General features: G+C 68.6%; 18 protein-coding genes. 4 read left to right on the forward strand and 14 right to left on the reverse strand.

The genetic code is table 11. The features are described from left to right. The first annotated feature begins 46 nt into the window (after positions 1-46). The gene (locus AB0L57_RS17835; RefSeq protein WP_364963479.1) at positions 47-1672 is read left to right on the forward strand and encodes an alpha-(1->6)-mannopyranosyltransferase A; all 1626 of its coding nucleotides are present in this window, start codon (positions 47-49) and stop codon (positions 1670-1672) included. Beyond that, positions 1669-2646 carry a phytoene/squalene synthase family protein gene (locus AB0L57_RS17840; RefSeq protein ID WP_364962961.1) on the forward strand — a complete coding sequence of 326 codons (978 nt, stop codon included), beginning with the start codon at positions 1669-1671 and terminating at the stop codon, positions 2644-2646. Before AB0L57_RS17835 ends, AB0L57_RS17840 begins: the two co-directional genes overlap by 4 nt. A gap of 64 nt (positions 2647-2710) precedes the next feature. Here the strand turns inward: AB0L57_RS17840 and AB0L57_RS17845 are convergent, their stop codons facing one another. Then, positions 2711-3079, reverse strand: a complete 369-nt coding sequence (locus AB0L57_RS17845; RefSeq protein WP_364962963.1) for an Rv2175c family DNA-binding protein — start codon at positions 3077-3079, stop codon at positions 2711-2713. 136 nt (positions 3080-3215) lie between these two features. Between AB0L57_RS17845 and pknB the strand changes: the two genes are divergently transcribed. Then, on the forward strand, positions 3216-5189 hold the full coding sequence (gene pknB, locus AB0L57_RS17850; RefSeq protein WP_364962966.1) for a Stk1 family PASTA domain-containing Ser/Thr kinase: 1974 nt from the start codon (positions 3216-3218) through the stop codon (positions 5187-5189). Between the two features lie 13 nt (positions 5190-5202). On the opposite strand, the gene AB0L57_RS17855 is transcribed toward pknB, so the two are convergent. The 3 genes from AB0L57_RS17855 to AB0L57_RS17865 form a co-directional block, all read right to left on the reverse strand. Continuing rightward, positions 5203-5424 (reverse strand): hypothetical protein, encoded by a 222-nt coding sequence (locus AB0L57_RS17855; RefSeq protein WP_364962968.1) that lies wholly within the window; start codon positions 5422-5424, stop codon positions 5203-5205. Positions 5425-5692: 268 nt separating this feature from the next. Further along, a complete protein-coding gene (locus AB0L57_RS17860; protein WP_364962971.1) occupies positions 5693-6085 on the reverse strand; it encodes a hypothetical protein in 393 nt (130 codons plus the stop codon). A gap of 13 nt (positions 6086-6098) precedes the next feature. Further along, the gene (locus AB0L57_RS17865) at positions 6099-7484 is read right to left on the reverse strand and encodes a class II 3-deoxy-7-phosphoheptulonate synthase (protein WP_364962974.1); all 1386 of its coding nucleotides are present in this window, start codon (positions 7482-7484) and stop codon (positions 6099-6101) included. Positions 7485-7650: 166 nt separating this feature from the next. On the opposite strand from AB0L57_RS17865, the gene AB0L57_RS17870 reads away from it, so the two are divergent. After that, positions 7651-8160, forward strand: a complete 510-nt coding sequence (locus tag AB0L57_RS17870) for a polyadenylate-specific 3'-exoribonuclease AS (RefSeq protein WP_364962976.1) — start codon at positions 7651-7653, stop codon at positions 8158-8160. A 65-nt stretch (positions 8161-8225) separates the two neighbouring features. Here AB0L57_RS17870 and AB0L57_RS17875 read toward each other — a convergent pair whose 3' ends face one another. From AB0L57_RS17875 to AB0L57_RS17920, 10 genes are all read right to left on the reverse strand, one after another. Beyond that, a complete protein-coding gene (locus AB0L57_RS17875) occupies positions 8226-8951 on the reverse strand; it encodes a lysophospholipid acyltransferase family protein (RefSeq protein ID WP_364962979.1) in 726 nt (241 codons plus the stop codon). A 250-nt stretch (positions 8952-9201) separates the two neighbouring features. Next, the gene (locus AB0L57_RS17880; protein WP_364962982.1) at positions 9202-10257 is read right to left on the reverse strand and encodes an ROK family protein; all 1056 of its coding nucleotides are present in this window, start codon (positions 10255-10257) and stop codon (positions 9202-9204) included. Then, positions 10254-10757, reverse strand: a complete 504-nt coding sequence (locus tag AB0L57_RS17885) for a hypothetical protein (RefSeq protein WP_364962985.1) — start codon at positions 10755-10757, stop codon at positions 10254-10256. Before AB0L57_RS17885 ends, AB0L57_RS17880 begins: the two co-directional genes overlap by 4 nt. Then, entirely contained in the window at positions 10754-12052 is a 1299-nt protein-coding gene (locus tag AB0L57_RS17890; RefSeq protein ID WP_364963482.1) for an ArsA family ATPase, read from the reverse strand. The genes AB0L57_RS17885 and AB0L57_RS17890 overlap by 4 nt, the downstream gene beginning before the upstream one ends. Further along, positions 12049-12486 carry an SRPBCC family protein gene (locus AB0L57_RS17895; protein ID WP_364962988.1) on the reverse strand — a complete coding sequence of 146 codons (438 nt, stop codon included), beginning with the start codon at positions 12484-12486 and terminating at the stop codon, positions 12049-12051. Before AB0L57_RS17895 ends, AB0L57_RS17890 begins: the two co-directional genes overlap by 4 nt. Before the next feature lie 23 nt (positions 12487-12509). Then, positions 12510-12893 (reverse strand): polyketide cyclase / dehydrase and lipid transport, encoded by a 384-nt coding sequence (locus AB0L57_RS17900; RefSeq protein WP_364962990.1) that lies wholly within the window; start codon positions 12891-12893, stop codon positions 12510-12512. A 145-nt stretch (positions 12894-13038) separates the two neighbouring features. Continuing rightward, on the reverse strand, positions 13039-14220 hold the full coding sequence (locus tag AB0L57_RS17905; protein ID WP_364962991.1) for a glycosyltransferase family 4 protein: 1182 nt from the start codon (positions 14218-14220) through the stop codon (positions 13039-13041). A 38-nt stretch (positions 14221-14258) separates the two neighbouring features. Then, positions 14259-15263 carry a hypothetical protein gene (locus AB0L57_RS17910; protein ID WP_364962993.1) on the reverse strand — a complete coding sequence of 335 codons (1005 nt, stop codon included), beginning with the start codon at positions 15261-15263 and terminating at the stop codon, positions 14259-14261. A gap of 57 nt (positions 15264-15320) precedes the next feature. Beyond that, a complete protein-coding gene (locus AB0L57_RS17915; RefSeq protein WP_364963485.1) occupies positions 15321-16334 on the reverse strand; it encodes an NlpC/P60 family protein in 1014 nt (337 codons plus the stop codon). 280 nt (positions 16335-16614) lie between these two features. Further along, complete coding sequence (locus tag AB0L57_RS17920) at positions 16615-17160, reverse strand: C40 family peptidase (RefSeq protein WP_364962995.1); 546 nt, start codon at positions 17158-17160, stop codon at positions 16615-16617. Positions 17161-17228 lie beyond the last annotated feature (68 nt).

Consider the following 17228-nt stretch of genomic DNA (forward strand, 5'->3'; position numbering starts at 1 on the left):
CCGCACCGACATCCCGGGGGGAAGACGAACCATGCCGACCCCCGATATGGATACCGCGCCTGTGACAACACCCGTGACCAGCACGGTCACCACGGCACCGGTAGCGACACTGCCGGTACCGGAACCCGCCGCGCACACCGTGCGCTGGTGGGTGCGCTGGGCCGGAGATTTCTTCCGCAGCCCGGAGGGCCACGCCGCTCTGCTCGGTTTCTGGGGTGCGGTCATGATCACCTTCGGTGGTCTGGGCGCCGGTGCGGTCCGCCGCAACGATCCGCTGCTGGAATCGGCCCATCTGTCGTGGCTTCGTTTCGGGCACGGTTACGCCCTGGCCACCATCGTGGTGTGGCTGGGCGTGCTGTCGATGATCATCGCCTGGGTCCGGTTGGGGCGCATCACCATCGGCACCGGCCCCTACCGCGGGACCGAGCGTCCGGCCAGCACCGTGACGCTCAACGAGTTGCGCATCACCGTGGGCATCTGGATCCTGCCGCTGCTGTTCGCGGTCCCGATGTTCAGCCAGGACGTGTATTCCTATCTGGCGCAGGGCGCGCTGCTGCGCGACGGGTACGACCCGTACACGGTCGGGCCGGTGGTGAGCCCCGGTGTGCTGCTGGACAATGTCAGCCCGGTGTGGACCACCACCACCGCGCCGTACGGTCCGATCTTCCTGCTGATGGGACAGGCCATCACCAGTATCACCGGTGACAACGTGGTGGCCGGGACCATCGCCATGCGGCTGGTCATGCTGCCCGGTCTGGCGCTGATGATGTGGGCCGTTCCGCACATGACCAAACATCTCGGTGGCAAGCCCACCGTGGCGCTGTGGCTCGCCGTGCTCAATCCGCTGGTGCTCATCCATCTCATCGGCGGTGTGCACAACGAGATGCTGATGGTCGGCCTGATGGCCGCCGGTATCGCCCTCGTCCTCGAACGTCATCATGTCGCCGGTGTGGTGGTGGTCGCGATCGGCGTTGCGATCAAGGCGACCGCGGGCGTGGCGCTGCCGTTCCTGGTGTGGATCTGGATGATTCACGAACGTGAGCGACGGGCGGCGGAGAACAAGGGGCCGCTGCCACATCCGATCCGGACATTCGCCAAGATCGCCGGGCTCGGGGTGTCGGTGTTCGCGGTGGTGTTCGTCGCCGCTTCGGCCGCGGCCGGTGTCGGAATCGGCTGGCTGACCGCACTGTCGGGCTCGAAGAAGATCATCAACTGGCTGTCGCTGCCCACCATCATGGCGCACATGGTCACCTGGGTGACGCCGTTCAGCCTCGGCGAGGTGCTGGTGGTGACACGCGCGCTGTGCGCGGTCGCGCTGGTGGGCATCCTGATCTGGACATGGTGGCGCTATCGCAACACCGAGCGACAGGCGGTGATGGGCATTCTCATCGCCTTCGTCGCCATCGTGATCCTGTCCCCCGCGGCGCTGCCCTGGTACTACTCGTGGCCGCTCGCGCTGGCCGCCGGCTTCGCCATGTCCACCCCCACGCTGATGGTGCTGGTCGGCCTGTGCACCTGGTTGATGCTGGTGTTCCAGCCGGGCGGATCGATCGGCCTGTACAACATCTGGCATGTCGCCGCGGCCACCTTCGTCGCGGTGGTGGCGGCGCTGTCGCTGCGAAAGGTGGATCCGTTGCGGCTGCGCGCGGATTCGGCCAGATCCAAGCAATGATCACCCGCGATGCCGAGCTGGCTGCCGCGTACCGGCACTGCAAGGCGATCGCCGCCGAACACGGACGCACCTATTTCCTGGCCACCCGGCTGCTGTCGGCACCGCGGCGCGCCGCGATCCACGCGCTCTACGCCTTCGCCCGCGGCGTCGACGATGTCGTCGATCATCCCGCCGGTGCGCCCGCGCGGCCGGCGGCCACCCGGCTCGACGACATCGAAGGGCGGCTCCGTGCGGCATTGACCATCGCGAGCAGCTCACCACGATCCGCGTCGGGCCCGGGTTCCGGGGGCACGTCCCCGGTGGAGACGGCGCTGATCGACACCATCGACCGGTATCGCATTGCGCCCGAGCATTTCTGGGTCTTCCTCGACGCCATGCGGATGGACGTGCCGGGCAGCCCGCTGTTCCGCGACCGGTACGCCGACATGTCCGAGCTGCGGGAGTACATGCGCGGTTCGGCGGCGGCGATCGGACTGCAGTTGCTGCCCGTCCTCGGTACCGTCGTCCCGGTCGCGGAGGCGGAGCCGGCGGCCGCGGCGCTGGGTGAGGCGTTCCAGCTCACCAACTTCCTGCGCGATGTGGCCGAGGATCTCGATCGCGGGCGCATCTACCTACCGGCCGACGAGCTCGCTGCCTTCGGGGTGGACGAGGTCCTACTCGCGCACTGCCGGCACACCGGCCGGACCGACCCCCGGGTGCGCCGGGCGCTGGCCCATCTCATCGCCACCAATCGCGCGCTCTACCGGACCGCCGCGGCGGGGGTGGACCTGCTGCAGCCGCGGGTCCGGCCCGCCATCCGCACCGCCGCGGTGCTCTACGCCGACATTCTCGACGAGATCGAGCGCGGCGACTACGCCGTGTTCGATCGCCGCGCCACCGTTCCGGCCCGGCGGCGATTGCGGGTCGCCGCCGCCCAGCTCGGCGCGGGCTTGTGCTCGGCGACCGCACGCCGGACCCACGACGGCCTGCTGTGACCCGCAGCGCGGCCGGTGGCGCGAGACCACCGGTCCGGTAGTCGGCGACCGGCGGCGCCCCGGATCAGAAGGGTTCGGCGGCGGCGCGGCGGACGACCTCACGTGCCAGCGGGCCGTGCATGGCGTCGATGGGACGGCCGGGCAACGATTCGTCGGCGGTGTAGATCCACTCCAGGATCTCCTCGTTGCTGTACTTCGCGTCGCGCATCACCGTGATGAGGCCGGGCAGGAATTTGACGACCTCGCCCGACGAATCGAAGAAATCCTTCGGGATACCCGCGATACCGCCGCGGCGGATCGCGATCATCTGGTGGTCACGCAGCATCTGATGCACTCTGGTCACCGCGATACCGAGTTGTTCGGCCACATCCGGCAACGGGAGCAGGGTGACCGATTCGGGAACGACATCGTCGCTGCAGGGAAATGCACTCACCCGCACAACGGTAGTCCGTCCCCGCCGGGATACGGCGTACGCCCGGTTTCCACCACCGCGTATGCACGTCACAGAGGACCCTGACGGTGTGCGCCTATACGATCGGGTATGCCGTCGTGGGGGCGGCATCCGCTAGGTGAAATTCGGAGGACTGCAGTTGATCGGCCAGATGCTGGACGGGCGCTACCGCATCGATGCGCCGATCGCGCGCGGTGGGATGTCGATGGTATTCCGGGGCGTCGACACCCGGCTGGACCGGCCCGTGGCCATCAAGGTGATGGACCCGAAGTTCTCCGGCGATCCGCAGTTCCTGACCCGCTTCGAATTCGAGGCCAGATCGGTCGCCAAGCTCAAACACTCCTCTCTGGTCGCGGTCTACGACCAGGGCATCGACGGGGAGTATCCGTTCCTGATCATGGAGCTGGTGGAGGGCGGCACCCTGCGCGAACTGCTGCGCGAACGCGGGCCGATGCCGCCGCACGCGGTGCGCGCGGTGGCCGAACCGGTACTGCGCGCCATCGGCGTCGCCCATGCCGCCGGGCTGGTACATCGCGATGTCAAACCCGAGAATGTGCTGATCTCCGACGCCGGCGAGGTGAAGATCGCCGATTTCGGGCTGGTCCGCGCCGTGGCTGGTTCGAATCTGACCTCCGCCAGCGTCATCCTCGGCACCGCGGCGTATCTGTCACCGGAGCAGGTCACCTCCGGCAGTGCCGACGCCCGCAGCGATGTCTACTCCTTCGGCATCCTGATCTTCGAGATGCTCACCGGCCGTCCGCCTTTCACCGGCGACACCTCGCTGTCGATCGCCTATCAGCGGGTCGAGAAGGATGTCCCGAGCCCGAGTGAATTCATCGAGGGTGTCCCGCCGGAGATCGACGAGCTGGTCGCGCGGGCCACCGCGCGTGAACCCGCGCACCGCTTCGCCGACGCCACCGAGATGGCGGCGGAACTGCATCGGCTGGCCACCGTCCTGCACCTGCCCGATTATCGGGTGCCCGCGCCTCGGGAATCGGCCGAACATCTGTCCTCGCGCTACCGGATCCCGCAGACACCGGCCGCGGCCGACGAGTACACCGGCGGACCGGTCACCGAGGCGACGACCAGGATGGCGGCCGAGCCCAGCCATACCCGGGTCATGACGGCGCCCCACGCGATGCATGAATCCGAATACGATCGCCCGCAGCCTCCGCAGCCCCCGCACCGCCAGGAGTTCGTTCCCGATCGGGGTGGATCGCGCCGCCGAGTGCTGGTCTGGGCGGCCGTGGTGGTGGCGCTGGCGCTGTTGCTCGGCCTCGGCGGCTGGTGGCTGGGTGTGGGCCGATATTCGTCGGTACCACCGATCGCCGGAATGAGTACCGAACAGGCCACCACATCATTGAAGAATGCCGGTTTCGGCACGACGGTGCGTGAGAAGGCGTCCGACATCATTCCCGTCGGCGGCGTGGTGGGCACCGATCCCTCGGCCGGGGCCAAGGTACTGAAGGGGTCGACGGTCGCGGTCCTGGTCTCGAGCGGGCAACCGCACGTCCCGCAGTTTCAGCCGGGCCAGGATACGAAGACGGTGAATCAGCTCATCCGCGACGCCGGGCTGCAACCGGTCGATGCCGGGGAGCAGCCCAGCACCGCCCCCAAAGGGTCGGTGGCACAACTGGATCCGGTCCCCGGCACGGTGCTGCCCACCGGAGCGCAGGTGAAGGTCTACCGGAGCAAGGGGTCACAGCCGGTGAAAGTGCCGGATGTGCGCGGCAAGACTGTGGAAGAGGCCAGATCCGTCCTGCAGAACGCCGGTATCTCGGTCGCCGGAACCCGTGAGGAGTTCGACGGCCGGGTGACATCCGGTCAGGTCGCGGGCAGCGATCCCGCCGCGGGCACCCAGCTGCTGTCGGGCGCCTCGGTGACACTGCTGGTCTCCAATTCGGTTCAGGTTCCGGATGTGACGGGCAAGAACGCCTCCGTCGCCCGCACCGAACTCGAGGGCCTGGGCCTGAAGGTCGTGCTGAATCAGGTGTTCACCGGTGACCGCGGCACCGTCCGGGTGCAGTCGCCGTTCGCCGGGTCGAATGTCGCTCCCGGGGCCACGGTCACCCTCACCGTACTGCCGTTCTGATCCGAGCTCGGTCTCACCCGAGTACGCCACCCACATCGGCGCCACCGAGCAGTTCGGCCTCGCTGATACCGAGTCGTTCACTGGCCAGATCGAGTGCCTGCTGCAGCACCGCGCTGGCGCTGCCTCCGACGACCTGTGACTGTTCCAGCCGCCCGTTACCGCGTACCACCCGCAACCGGCATCGCCAAGCGATTCCGGCCCGGTCGACCTCGGGGCGTTCGATCACGATGGTCACGGGCGCCCCATCGATCTCGAGGACATGTTCCGCAAGCGGAGTGATCTGCCTGTTAGAAGTTCGACCAGCAGTGATGGAACGATCTGCGGCCGAACGCAATCCCCTGGCTACCGAAATGCCCTGCATGGCGATCCTCTCCGAACATGTGCCGCGCAGCCCTGGTGCCGCTGCAGTCCCACCCTTGGAAACCTAACGCAGGTTTGGCAGTTCAGCAACCGAACAGTTAACTTTTCGATGTCATGTCACGATCACGCCACGCCACAGCTGGTCAACCGACCGCCAGCAAGGGGTCGCCTGTTTCCGGGTCGTTGATCGCCACCACCGCGGCGGTCGTGAACACCTCCACCGGGACACCGCCCATACTCGGGCTGATGTTGGTGGTGATCTGCGCGGCCGCGGCAACCGGGGCATAACCACGCGAAACCTCGAAGTCCCAGGCGATCTCGTAGCCCCACGAGATGTTGAAGATCAGCAGACGGCTGCCGTCGCGCAGCACCACCTCCGACGGAATACCGTCGCGGTCGCGATCGCGCAGCAGGCGCAGGATGGTGCGATCGGCGTTGCCGATACGCATCGAGCTCTGTGCGCTCGCCGGAACGTCCCCGCGCGCGCGGCCATCACCACGCGCCGGGCCCTCATCGTTACGAAATACGAGATCCACTACGGTCGATCCGTCACCGCAGCATCTCGGCGACCAGGAATGCCAGCTCCAGCGACTGCTGGGTGTTCAGGCGTGGGTCGCAAGCCGTTTCGTACCGGTTCTCGAGGTCCAGGTCGGAGATGTCCTGGGCGCCTCCGAGGCATTCGGTGACATTCTCACCGGTCAGCTCGATGTGCAGGCCGCCCGGGTGGGTACCCAGCGCGTGATGAACCTCGAAGAATCCCTGGACCTCGTCGACGATGCGGTCGAAGTGCCGGGTCTTGTAACCGGTGGAGGATTCGTGGGTGTTGCCGTGCATCGGATCACACTGCCAGATCACCTGATGCCCGGTGGCCCGCACCTTCTCGATGATCGGCGGCAATACGTCGCGCACCTTGTTGTTGCTCATCCGCGCCACCAGCGTCAGCCGGCCGGGCTCGTTGTTGGGATCGAGGCGTTCGACGTACTCGACAGCCTGGTCCGGCGTGGTGCTCGGACCGATCTTGATCCCGATCGGATTGGCGAGCAGTTCGGCGAAGGCCACATGGGCACCGTCGAGCTGGCGGGTCCGCTCCCCGATCCACAGGAAGTGTGCCGACAGGTCGTAGAGCACCGGATCACCGGCGGCATTGGGGGCCAGGCGCAACATCGCGCGCTCGTAGTCGAGGACCAGCGCCTCGTGGCTGCAGTAGATCTTGGCCGACTGCAGGCTCGGGTCCTGCACCCGGCAGGCATTCATGAAGGCCAGGCCACGATCGATCTCGGAGGCCATCTGCTCGTAGCGGGCGCCCGCGGGCGACTGGGCGACGAAATCACGGTTCCAGTCGTGCACCTTGTGCAGATCTGCCATACCGGCACCGGTCAGCGCGCGCACCAGATTCATCGCGGCGCTGGCATTGGCGTAGGCCCGCACCAGCCGGGAGGGGTCGTGCTCACGCAGGGCCGCGTCGGCGACCAGCGAGTTGACCATATCGCCGCGATAGGACTTGAGGCCCAGCGCGTCGACATCGGAAGAGCGTGGCTTCGCGTACTGGCCGGCGATCCGGGCCAGCTTCACCACCGGCAGGCTCGCACCGTAGGTCAATACCACCGCCATCTGCAGCAGAGTGCGGATATTGCCACGGATATGCGGCTCGGTGTTGTCGGCGAAGGTCTCCGCGCAGTCACCGCCCTGCATGAGGAAGGCCTCGCCGCGAGCCACCTCGGCCAACCGCAGGCGCAGTTCTTCGACCTCCGCGGGCACGCACAGCGGCGGCACGCTCTCGAGGACGGTGCGCATGGTCTCGGCCTGCTCCGGGTCCCACGACGGCTGCTGGAGGGCGGGGCGAGCGAGTGCGGCGTCGAGGCGCCGACGGAGCTCGTCGGGCAACGGCGGCAGTTCCGGCAAGCGATCGATCGGTACGTCGACGGTCCAGTTCACGACATCAGAATACGGACCTCGCGCAATCACCGGGTAACCCGGAGGGTAGGGGGCGATGAATGGGCGCGGACCGGCGGGGCCGTACCCTCGAGCGCGAGCCGGGCCGGGCGGCCCGGCAGGCGTATCGCCATGCCAGCACACGACGAACCGGGAAAGGCACGACCGGGTGAAATATTTTTACGACTCGGAATTCATCGAGGACGGCACGACGATCGAACTGATCTCGATCGGCGTGGTCTGCGAGGACGGTCGGGAATATTACGCGGTGTCGACCGAATTCGATCCGGATCGGGCCGGGCAATGGGTGCGGCGCAATGTGCTGCCGAAACTTCCCTCCCCCTCGTCGCCGCTGTGGCGCAGCCGGCAGCGGATCCGCGACGATCTCTACAACTTCCTGGTCCCGCGGCCCACGGTCCGCCCGGAGTTGTGGGCGTGGGTCGGCGCCTACGACCATGTCGCGTTGTGCCAGCTGTGGGGCTCGATGGTGGATCTGCCCGCGGCGATGCCGCGCTACACCAACGAACTACGGCAGCACTGGGATCAGTACGGGCGCCCGGAGCTGCCGCCGGTCCCGGCGGACGCGCACGACGCACTCGCCGACGCCCGGCACAATCTGGCCAAGTACGAGGCGATCGAAGCCTTCCGCCGCAGTGGCGCGGCGATCGACAAGCGCTGACAGCACATGACCGCGCCCCGGCTGATCAGCCGGGGCGCGGTCATGGTGTTCGGTGTGGTGCCGGATCAGCTCGCGAGAGTCTCCGGAATCCGCTCCGCCTCGGGGCGACTGCCGGCGGGCACGCTCTTCTTCAGGCTGGAGGCGTAGACGTCGACGTATTCCTGTCCCGACATCCGCATCAGCTCGTACATGATCTCGTCGGTGACCGCACGCTCGACGAAACGGTTACCGCCCATCCCCTCGTAACGCGAGAAGTCGATCGGCGCACCGAATTTGACGGTGACGCGACGATGCCGCCACCGGAACGGTCCGGGCGGGCACACCTCGTCGGTGCCGATCAGCGCCACCGGGATCACCGGGACGCCGGTCTCCAGGGCGAGGCGTGCCACACCGGTCTTGCCCTTGTACAGACGACCGTCGGGTGAGCGGGTGCCCTCCGGGTACAGGCCCACCATGCGGCCCTCGCCGAGAAGTGTGCGGGCGGCTTCGAGCGCGGATTCCGCGGCACTGGCACCGCTGCGGTCGATCGGGTACTGGCCGGCGCCCGAGAAGAAGAATTTCTGCAACCGGCCCTTGAATCCCGGGGTGGTGAAGTATTCCGCCTTCGCGAGATAGGTGATCCGGCGCGGGCTCAGCAATGGGGTGAACAACCAGTCGGTGAACGACAGATGATTACCGGCGAGGATGACTGCTCCGTCGGCGGGGATATTCTCCACGCCCTCGACCTTGGGACGGTTGTACACGTGCATGAAGGGCCCGACCAGCACGAATTTGAGCAGCCAGTAGAACATTGCGTCCTTTCCCCTTAATTGTGGAACGGGACCGGCCTCGTCGCGGGCGCCTCCGTCGGACCCGACTCTACCGTCGCCGACCAGCTGCGACCAACCCCACACGAGGTATTTCACATGCCCGAAATCACAGTGGTGAATTCGGGTACCCGACAGCCGCTTCCCCGGGCGGAAACCGACCGGGCATCGATTGATCGGCGCTCGGGCGATGCGTTGTCCCCGAACCGGCCCTGGTGATACCCCGGGCGGATCCTCACTCGCGGCCCGCGGCGGTGCGTGCCCGACCGCGTGCGGAGGTGTTCGTACCGCGGTCGGCGCTCGCCCGGCGCTCGCCGTCGGCATCCAGCGCGGCACGTGCCAGCTCGGCCGCGCCGATCATTCCGGCGGCCTCGCCGAGCTGGGTGGTGCGGATGCGGGCGAGCGGGCGATGCCGGCCACCGGTGATCGCGGCGGCATAGTGCTCGCGGGCGTCGTCGAGGAACAGTGGCGCCGAGGAACCGACCCCACCGGCGATGACGATCAGATCCGGGTCGAAGATATCGCTGACGAAGGCCAGCCCGAGCCCCAGCCAGCGGGCGAAATCGGCCATCACGTGCAGTGCCACCGGATCGCCGTCCTGGGCGGCGCCCGCGACCCGGCGTCCGGTGAGCGACCCGGGGTCGCCGACCACCTCGCGGGCGAGAATCGTCGAGGGCATCGGATCGGTGGCGAGCATCTCGATCGCGGTGTCGACCAGCGCGGTTCCACTGCAATAACGTTCCCAGCAGCCACGTTTGCCGCACGGGCACACCCGCCCGTGCGGCACCACCTGCAGATGCCCGAGTTCCGGTGCGACACCGTAACTCCCGCGATAGAGCCGGCCCTCCAGCAGCAGCGCGGCGCCGATCCCGGTGCCGATGGCGACCAGCACACCGTTGTGGGCGCCGGCCGCCGCGCCGAACCGGTACTCCGCCCACATGGCGGCGTTGGCGTCGTGTTCGAGAATGACCGGTAACCCCAGGCGCCGGGTGAGCCGCCCGGCCACCTCGGTGTCCTCCCACGGCAGATGCGGTGCGAAGCGCACCGTGGTACGGGATTCGTCGACGAATCCGGCGACCGCCAGCCCGACCGCACCGATCTCGTGGCGGGCGCACAGTTCGCGCACCGCGCGATCGAGGCCGTCCTCCAGCGCCGGTGCCGAATGCGGCGTGGGCGCCTGCACGGTATCGAGTACCTCACCGTTCCCGTCGACGACCGAGGCGCGGATGTTGGTGCCGCCGACATCGATGCCGACCGTCAGTGGGATCTCCCGTCCCGTCCGGGTGGTCATTTCTTGATCCGCACCGGGATGGGAATGTAGCCCGGCCGCTCGGTCGCCGAATGCCGCCCGCGCCCAGCACGCCCGGCCGCCTCCCCGCGAACCCGTCCGGTCGCCTCCGGATCGGCCCCGGCACGAGAGTTCTTCTCGCGCAACCGATCCGCGTCCGGACGCGACTCATGATCGCCATCGCTCGTGGCGGTATCGGATCCTGGTTCGGCGAGGTCGTCGGGCAGCAGCGGCTCCACCGGAACTCCGGCCAGGGCCTCGCGCAGGACCGTCACGATCGCGGTGCCGTGATCGGCCACCGCCGCCACCACATCGTGGTGTTCACCGCGCACCAGGGCCGCGGCCGCGCAGACGGGGCACCAGCTGCAGCTGTCCCATTCACGGTTGTCGGCGGCCGCGCGGCGCAGCGTGGGCTCGATACGTTCGAGCAGCACCTCGGCCAGTGCGCGCAGCTCCGTGGCGAATTCGCCGAAGGTGTCCTCGTCGGGGTGGGCGTGGGTCATTGCGGCCAGACTTCCGGATCGGGCCGGAACCGCACGACGAGCTGTGCACCGTCGAGTTCGGCACCCTCGACCGTGCATCGCCGCAATACCGGCGCCAGGCGTAGGCGCCGCCGGACCCCGTCCGCTCCCACGATCACATCGTCCTCCACTCGTCCCAGTCGCAACGTGCCCGGGTCGACCACGGGCAGGCGCAGTCGCAGCGTGAAAACCGATTCCAGCCCGGTGCCCGATTCCCACCGCACCTCCGGCTCCCCTGCCGCCTCGCCGGATTCCGGCGCCGCATCGCCCAGCATAGGGTCTGCCGCCGCGGCCGCCGGGTTGCCACGGACGGGCAGCGCTTGGGCGAGGGCCGCCAGCGCGCGCGGGCCGACCGGTTCCGGCCCGCTGTGGTGGGCGATGGTCACCGCGACATCGGGAATGCGGCGGCGCAGATCGGCGATCACCTCGAGTTGTTCGGCGCGGCGTTGCAGATACCAGTCCACCGCCGGATGCGGCGGCCCCTCCGGCGCGGGCACCGGGGACAGCACCTTGTTCACGACGACCGCGTCCAGGCGCATCCCGAGCAGCGCCGCCGCCGAGCGCACCCGCGTGGACTCCGCCAGTGCGACCCGCTCGGCGCCGGTGATCAGCCGTGCTCCGGTGCGATGCGGATCGGCCAGCAGATCCCGGATCGCGGTGACCGCGAGGACGATTCGCTCCACCGTCGCCGCCAGGACCGCACGCCGCACATCGGTACCGGTCGCGCTGAGCACCCGCGCGTGCGCGGGCCACACTCGTTCCAGATAACCGAGCAGGGTGTCCGGTGCGGTGACGATGCGCAGCATGTCCGCCGAGGGCGGACAGTCGACGATGATCAGATCCCAGTCCTGTTCACCGGCGAACTGGGCGACCTCGGTCAGCGCCAGCAATTCCTGCACACCCGGTAGCCCGGTCAGCTCGGCCGGGTCCAGCGCGGCGAGATCGACACCGTGATCGTGGTCGCCGGTGGCCAGCAGCCGCACCACATCACGGAACCGATCCTCCAGCAGCGCAAGGGAATCGATCTCGATGACGTCGAATCCGGGCGCGACGGTGACCACCCCGGCCACCGCGCCGGGATCGTGCTCGAAACGGAAACCCAGTGCGTCACCGAGAGAATGGGCCTGATCGATCGAGGCGACCAGCACCCGCTGCCCGGCCTGCACCGCCGCGATGGCCGCCGCGCAGGCCAGCGTCGTCTTACCGACTCCGCCCTTGCCGATGAACAGTTCGAGCCGGGTCGTGACGGCTGCCCGGCCGTGCGCGGCCCGGGTCAGCCTTCGACCCGTTTCTTGAGTTCCTTGAGGGCCGTATCGGTGATCACCTTCTCGGCTTTGCGCTTGAACATCCCGATCATCGGGATGGTGAGGTCCACGGTCAGCTCGTACACCACCTGGGTGGTGCCGTCGGGCTGGTCGATGAGCTCGTAGGTGCCGTCCTGCGCCTTCTGCAACTCACCGCTCTCGAGTTTCCAGCTCACCGCCCGGCCGTCCGCGCGCCAGGTGTAGGACAGCACGTAGGTGTCCTTGACGACGCCGGCGTCGAGCACGAATCGTGCCGTGCGCGCGCGCCCATCCGGGAAGGTCTCCAGTACGTCCACCGATCGTGCCGCCGACACCCACTCGGGATACGACGGCAGATCGGCGATGACGGCCATCACGCGATCCGAGGGGGCATCGACGATGATCGACCTCTGCGTCCGGTCGGCCATGACTGACAGGGTTTCCTTTCGACCTAGCGTGACGGCGCCACACCGGCCGGGCGGCCGGCCTCCAGCCGTGCTTTCACCTCGAACGACATCTTCTTACCGGCCACCCGCCGGGACCGATTGGCCGCCATCAGGGTCCGCGCCGGCAGCGTCTGCGCCACAGGCGGTTCGGCGTGCATGAAGTAGTGCAGGATCACCCCGTCCAGCGAGGGCTCGAGCCAGACCTCCATGGTGCCGGTCAGCGGGCCCGCGACCGACCAGCGAATCCCCTTGTCGCCCCGATCCTCTCGCACCTCGAGGGTGAGGTCGGGCCACCACTGCCGCCACCTGGACCGATCGGCCAGGACCTCGGCGACCGCGGCACCGGACGCGGCGACGAAGGTTTGATCGGCCACCTGGATGCTGCTCACGGCTGGGGCTCGCTGCGCTCGCTCATGGGTGCCGAGCCTACTGGGTCAGAGCCCGGAGGCGGAAACGGAGTGTCACCACGCAGGGCTCCCCAGTAGGCTCCATGGACACTGCCTACTGGGTCGGAGCCCGGAGGCGGAAACGGAGTTACAGCTGGTTCACCGGACCACCGCTCGCGCCGACCGCACCGGTGGCCACCCCCGGATCGAGCAGGGTGCGCAGCCGTGCCCCCCGGGAGTCCCACGCCCACTGCCCGGCGACCCAGTCACGGCCGGCCGCACCCATCCGTGCCGCGGCATCGCGATCGGCCAGGATGTCGACGATGGCCGCGGCCACGGCGGTGTCGAGACGCCCGTCGACCACCGTTCCCGTGCGGCCCTCCAGCACGGTTTCCGGTGCGCCCCCGGAATTTCCGGCGACCACGGGCACGCCGGTCGCCGATGCCTCCAGGTACACGATGCCGAGCCCTTCGACGTCCAGGCCCGCGCCGCGCGTGCGCGAGGGCATCGCGAACACATCGGCGATGGTGTGATGGGCGGCCAGCTCCGCCGACGGAACCCGGCCGGTGAACACCACGTCCCCGTCGAGGTCCAGTGCGCTCGCCAGCCCCCGCAACCGCTCTTCGTAGGGACCGCCACCGGCGATGACCAGTACCGCACCGTCGATGCGCCGGCGGATCTCGCGCATCGCCGTGATCAGGACGTCCTGCCCCTTGCGCGGAACCAGCCGCGACAGGCACAGCACCGTGGGCCGGTCACCGAGGCCGTATCGCGCACGCAGTTCCGCACGCGCGGACGGGTCCGGACGGAACACCGTGCTGTCCACACCCGGAGTCAGATATTCCAGGGCCGCCTGCGGGCCGAAGGCCGAGGCGAACCGGCGGCGGGTGTATTTGCTGACGTAGGTGACCACATCGGTGTGGTCACCGATCACGCGCAGGACCTGGCGCGCACCGGGCAGCATCGACCAGCCCACTTCGTGCCCGTGCGTACTGGCCACGATCCGGTGGGCACCCAACCGGCGCAGGGCCGGCGACATCAGTGCCAGCGGCGCGGCGGCGCCGAACCACACGGTGTCGCATCGCTCATCGCGCAACAGTTTCGCGGCCCGGCGCAGAACCAAGGGGGTCGGCAGCATGAGGGTCGTGGGATGACGCACCACCTGGAACGGCTGCTGGGCATCGAACCGCAGATGGGAGTCGCCGCGCCAGCGCGGAGCGTAGACGACCAGATCCTCCGGTGGCATGCGCAACGCGAGGGAATGAAGGTACGACTGGATCCCACCCGGCCGAGGCGGAAAATCGTTGGTGATCAACAGCGTGCGGGCCATGGCGCAGAGTCTATGGGGGCCGGTGGTGCCCCGCGGGCTCAGGCCGTCGCGCGGGCCTTGACCCACCCCTGCCACGCGGTGACGAAGTCGGTCCGGCCGATCCCCAGGGTGTCGCGCAGGCCGCGGTCCAGTGCCGCGTCGTCCTGCGGCCCGGTGGCCAGCCGCCGATACAGCTCGACGAGGTCCGCCTCCCCGAACCGGTCGGCGACGAAGGCATTCGCCGACCAGGCCTGCTCGTAGGCCAGGGCGGCATCGTTGCCCGGCGCGGGGACGAAGGCGCTGTCGGCGGGCAGGCCCGCGGGCAGCTGACCGGCCCGGGCGCGCGCGGTCACCGTGGGCGCCACCCGGGAGAAGCTGTCGTGATCACCACGGTGGCCGCAGTATTCGGCGAACCCCTCCAATACCCACTGCGGTGATCCGTCCACGGTCACCGCGCGTGCGGCGATATGAGTGAGTTCGTGTCGCAGGGTTTCCCGCATGCCGTCGGCGCCGAGCCGGTGCCCCGCGTCGGCCGCGAAGACGATGCGCTGGCCGGTGGGCTCGCTGCCCCGCACGAAGGGGTCGGCCACCGAGGCCGCCGCGACCTCGGTGGACACCGGCCCGGTGGCATGGGTCAGGGCCGCGAATTCGGAACTGCTCGAGGCGACGGCGACCACCGCCTCGTGCGCCCAGTCCGATCCCCAGACCTGCGAGACCGCCGTGACCGCGGGGCCCACCTCACGGGCGAGCTGGTCGACGTCGCCGCGCTGATACGGATGCCCGAACACCAGCGACAATCTGCCGTCGTCACCGGAAACCTGCTGTGCGACAACGGGTCCGTACGAACTCATCACCCGGCGCAGGTCGGGGACCTGCGGGTCGGCGTGGGCCGGAGGCGCGCTGTCGACCGGTGTCACGGTGGGCACCGCGCGCAGACCGCTGCGCGGCAACAGCAGCAGGGCACCGACCGCGGCGGTCAGGGCGATCACCAGGGCGACGGTGACGACGAACTCGAATCGTCCCCGACGGGCGAGCCATTCCCGGGCTCGCGGCAGTGCGCTCATGGACACGATCCTCACATCGATGTGATTGCTCGCCGCCGGATTCCCGCAGTGGCCGTGTTACATACCCATCCAGTAGCGCCTGGCCGAGTGGAACGGGGTGTTCCCCATCGGAGCCACGGCAACCGGCACACCGAAGGTGGAGGCATGCAGCAGCATGCCATTACCGGCATAGATGCCGACATGGGAGGCATCGGAGTAGAAGAACACGACATCGCCCGGCTGCAGTTCGTCGCGCGAGACCGGACTGCCGACGGTGGCCTGTGCCTGGCTGGTGCGCGGCAGATCGATGCCGACATGATGGAAAGCCCACTGCACCAGACCCGAGCAGTCGAACTGATCGGGCCCCGTGGCGCCCCACACGTACGGATCGCCCACCCGGGTGAGTCCGGCGGCCAGCGCGCTGGTTCCGCTGCCGGGGACCAGACCGCGCAGCAGGGTGTCACGGTCGAAGCCGGGCGGGAACAACGACCCCGCGAGGCTGGACCGCTCGCCGGCCGACAGCGCACCCCAGGCCTGGATCACCCCGGCCATCGAGCCCTGCAGATCGGCGCGTTTGCGTTCGAGATCCGCGCGTACCTCATCGGCCTTCTTCGCGGCCGACTGCGCGGTGTCCGAAGCGGTCTTGGCGGCGGTTTCGGCGGCGGTCGCCGAATCGCTGGCTTTGGAGAACTTCGACAGCTGATCGGAGGTCTGCGCGGACAGGACGTCCAGTGTCGACATCTGATCGAGCAGCTGCTGCGGTGAGTCGGAGACCAGTACCGAGAACAGCCGATTGGTCCGCGCGCCCTGGTAGGCCGCGATCGCGGTACGGTCCACGGCCGGTTGGTATTTGCGTACCTCGGCCTTGGCGGCGTCGACGGCCTGGGTCGCGGCGGTGAGTGTGGTGTCCGCGTCGCGGGCCACCGCCTGTTTGGCGTCCAGATCGTCCTGGGCCGCCAGCGCCTGCTGGTTGAGCTGTTCGGACTGATGCGACAGATCGATCAGCTTCTGCACGGCCTCACCCGCGCTGGTGGGCTGCTCCGCCGGCGCCGGATCGGCCACCGCCGGGCCGACCGCCCCGGATCCCAGCACCAGTGCGCCCACCGCGAGGGAGCCACCGACCAGACGTCTGGCCTTCTTGGTATTACGTTGCGCGTTGCCTCTGTGCGCTGTCACGGCCTGACGTGCCCCGTTCTTTTCATCCCGAGCTGGAAACCACAAAGGTCTCGATGAGGTTACGGAACGGCGACCGCCCGTGTCCAGCAGGCCACGAAACGATCACACCGCATCGATCGGAAATGCCCGAATCGGTGGTCCGAACTGTACGGAATGCGCCGAAACAGCCGGGAATCACACGGATTCGGGCAAGACCTCAGTAGCGACGAGCGCCCGCGACCGGCATCGAGGAGATCGGAGCGACCTTCACCGGCTGGCCATAGGTCGAGGCATGTACGACATTGCCGTCACCGACGTACAGGCCGGAGTGGCTGCCGCCGTAGAAGGACACCACATCACCGGGCTGGAGCGCGTCCATCGAGACCGGAGCGCCCGCGTCGAGCTGTTCGTAGCTGGTGCGGGGCAGCTCGCGACCGGCCTGCTGATAGGCCCACTTCACCAGGCCCGAGCAGTCGAACGAGTTCGGACCGGACGCACCGTAGGAGTACGGCGCGCCGACCTTGGACATGGCGGCGTCGGCGGCACGCTGACCGACCGACTGCTGCTGCGGCGCGACGGGCAGTTCGATCCCCGGGATCTGCACACCCGGCGGGATCGCGCCGATGACCTGATCGGGCACATCGAAGGTGCCGACGCCGGGTACGGTGACCGGCGCGGCCGCGGCGGTGGTCGCCGGGAGCAGCAGAACGCTGAGGGTCGCTGCGCCCACGGCTCCGGCCGCAACAAGTTGCTTGATCGCCATGATGCGGTTCTCCTCGTCTGCCCCACGACGCCGCACCCGGTGGTGCGTCGGACTCCGCGAGGTCTCGA

Source organism: Nocardia sp. NPDC052254 (assembly GCF_040679495.1).
GTDB lineage: Bacteria > Actinomycetota > Actinomycetes > Mycobacteriales > Mycobacteriaceae > Nocardia.

What these genes read in the sequence shown, in the direction of transcription:
- AB0L57_RS17835 (WP_364963479.1), top strand. Translation starts at nt 47, where the DNA reads ATGGATACCGCGCCTGTGACAACACCCGTGACCAGCACGGTCACCACG.
- AB0L57_RS17905 (WP_364962991.1), bottom strand. Translation starts at nt 14,220, where the DNA reads ATGGCCCGCACGCTGTTGATCACCAACGATTTTCCGCCTCGGCCGGGT.
- AB0L57_RS17920 (WP_364962995.1), bottom strand. Translation starts at nt 17,160, where the DNA reads ATGGCGATCAAGCAACTTGTTGCGGCCGGAGCCGTGGGCGCAGCGACC.
- AB0L57_RS17875 (WP_364962979.1), bottom strand. Translation starts at nt 8,951, where the DNA reads ATGTTCTACTGGCTGCTCAAATTCGTGCTGGTCGGGCCCTTCATGCAC.
- AB0L57_RS17880 (WP_364962982.1), bottom strand. Translation starts at nt 10,257, where the DNA reads ATGACCACCCGGACGGGACGGGAGATCCCACTGACGGTCGGCATCGAT.
- AB0L57_RS17885 (WP_364962985.1), bottom strand. Translation starts at nt 10,757, where the DNA reads ATGACCCACGCCCACCCCGACGAGGACACCTTCGGCGAATTCGCCACG.
- AB0L57_RS17895 (WP_364962988.1), bottom strand. Translation starts at nt 12,486, where the DNA reads ATGGCCGACCGGACGCAGAGGTCGATCATCGTCGATGCCCCCTCGGAT.
- AB0L57_RS17910 (WP_364962993.1), bottom strand. Translation starts at nt 15,263, where the DNA reads ATGAGCGCACTGCCGCGAGCCCGGGAATGGCTCGCCCGTCGGGGACGA.
- AB0L57_RS17840 (WP_364962961.1), top strand. Translation starts at nt 1,669, where the DNA reads ATGATCACCCGCGATGCCGAGCTGGCTGCCGCGTACCGGCACTGCAAG.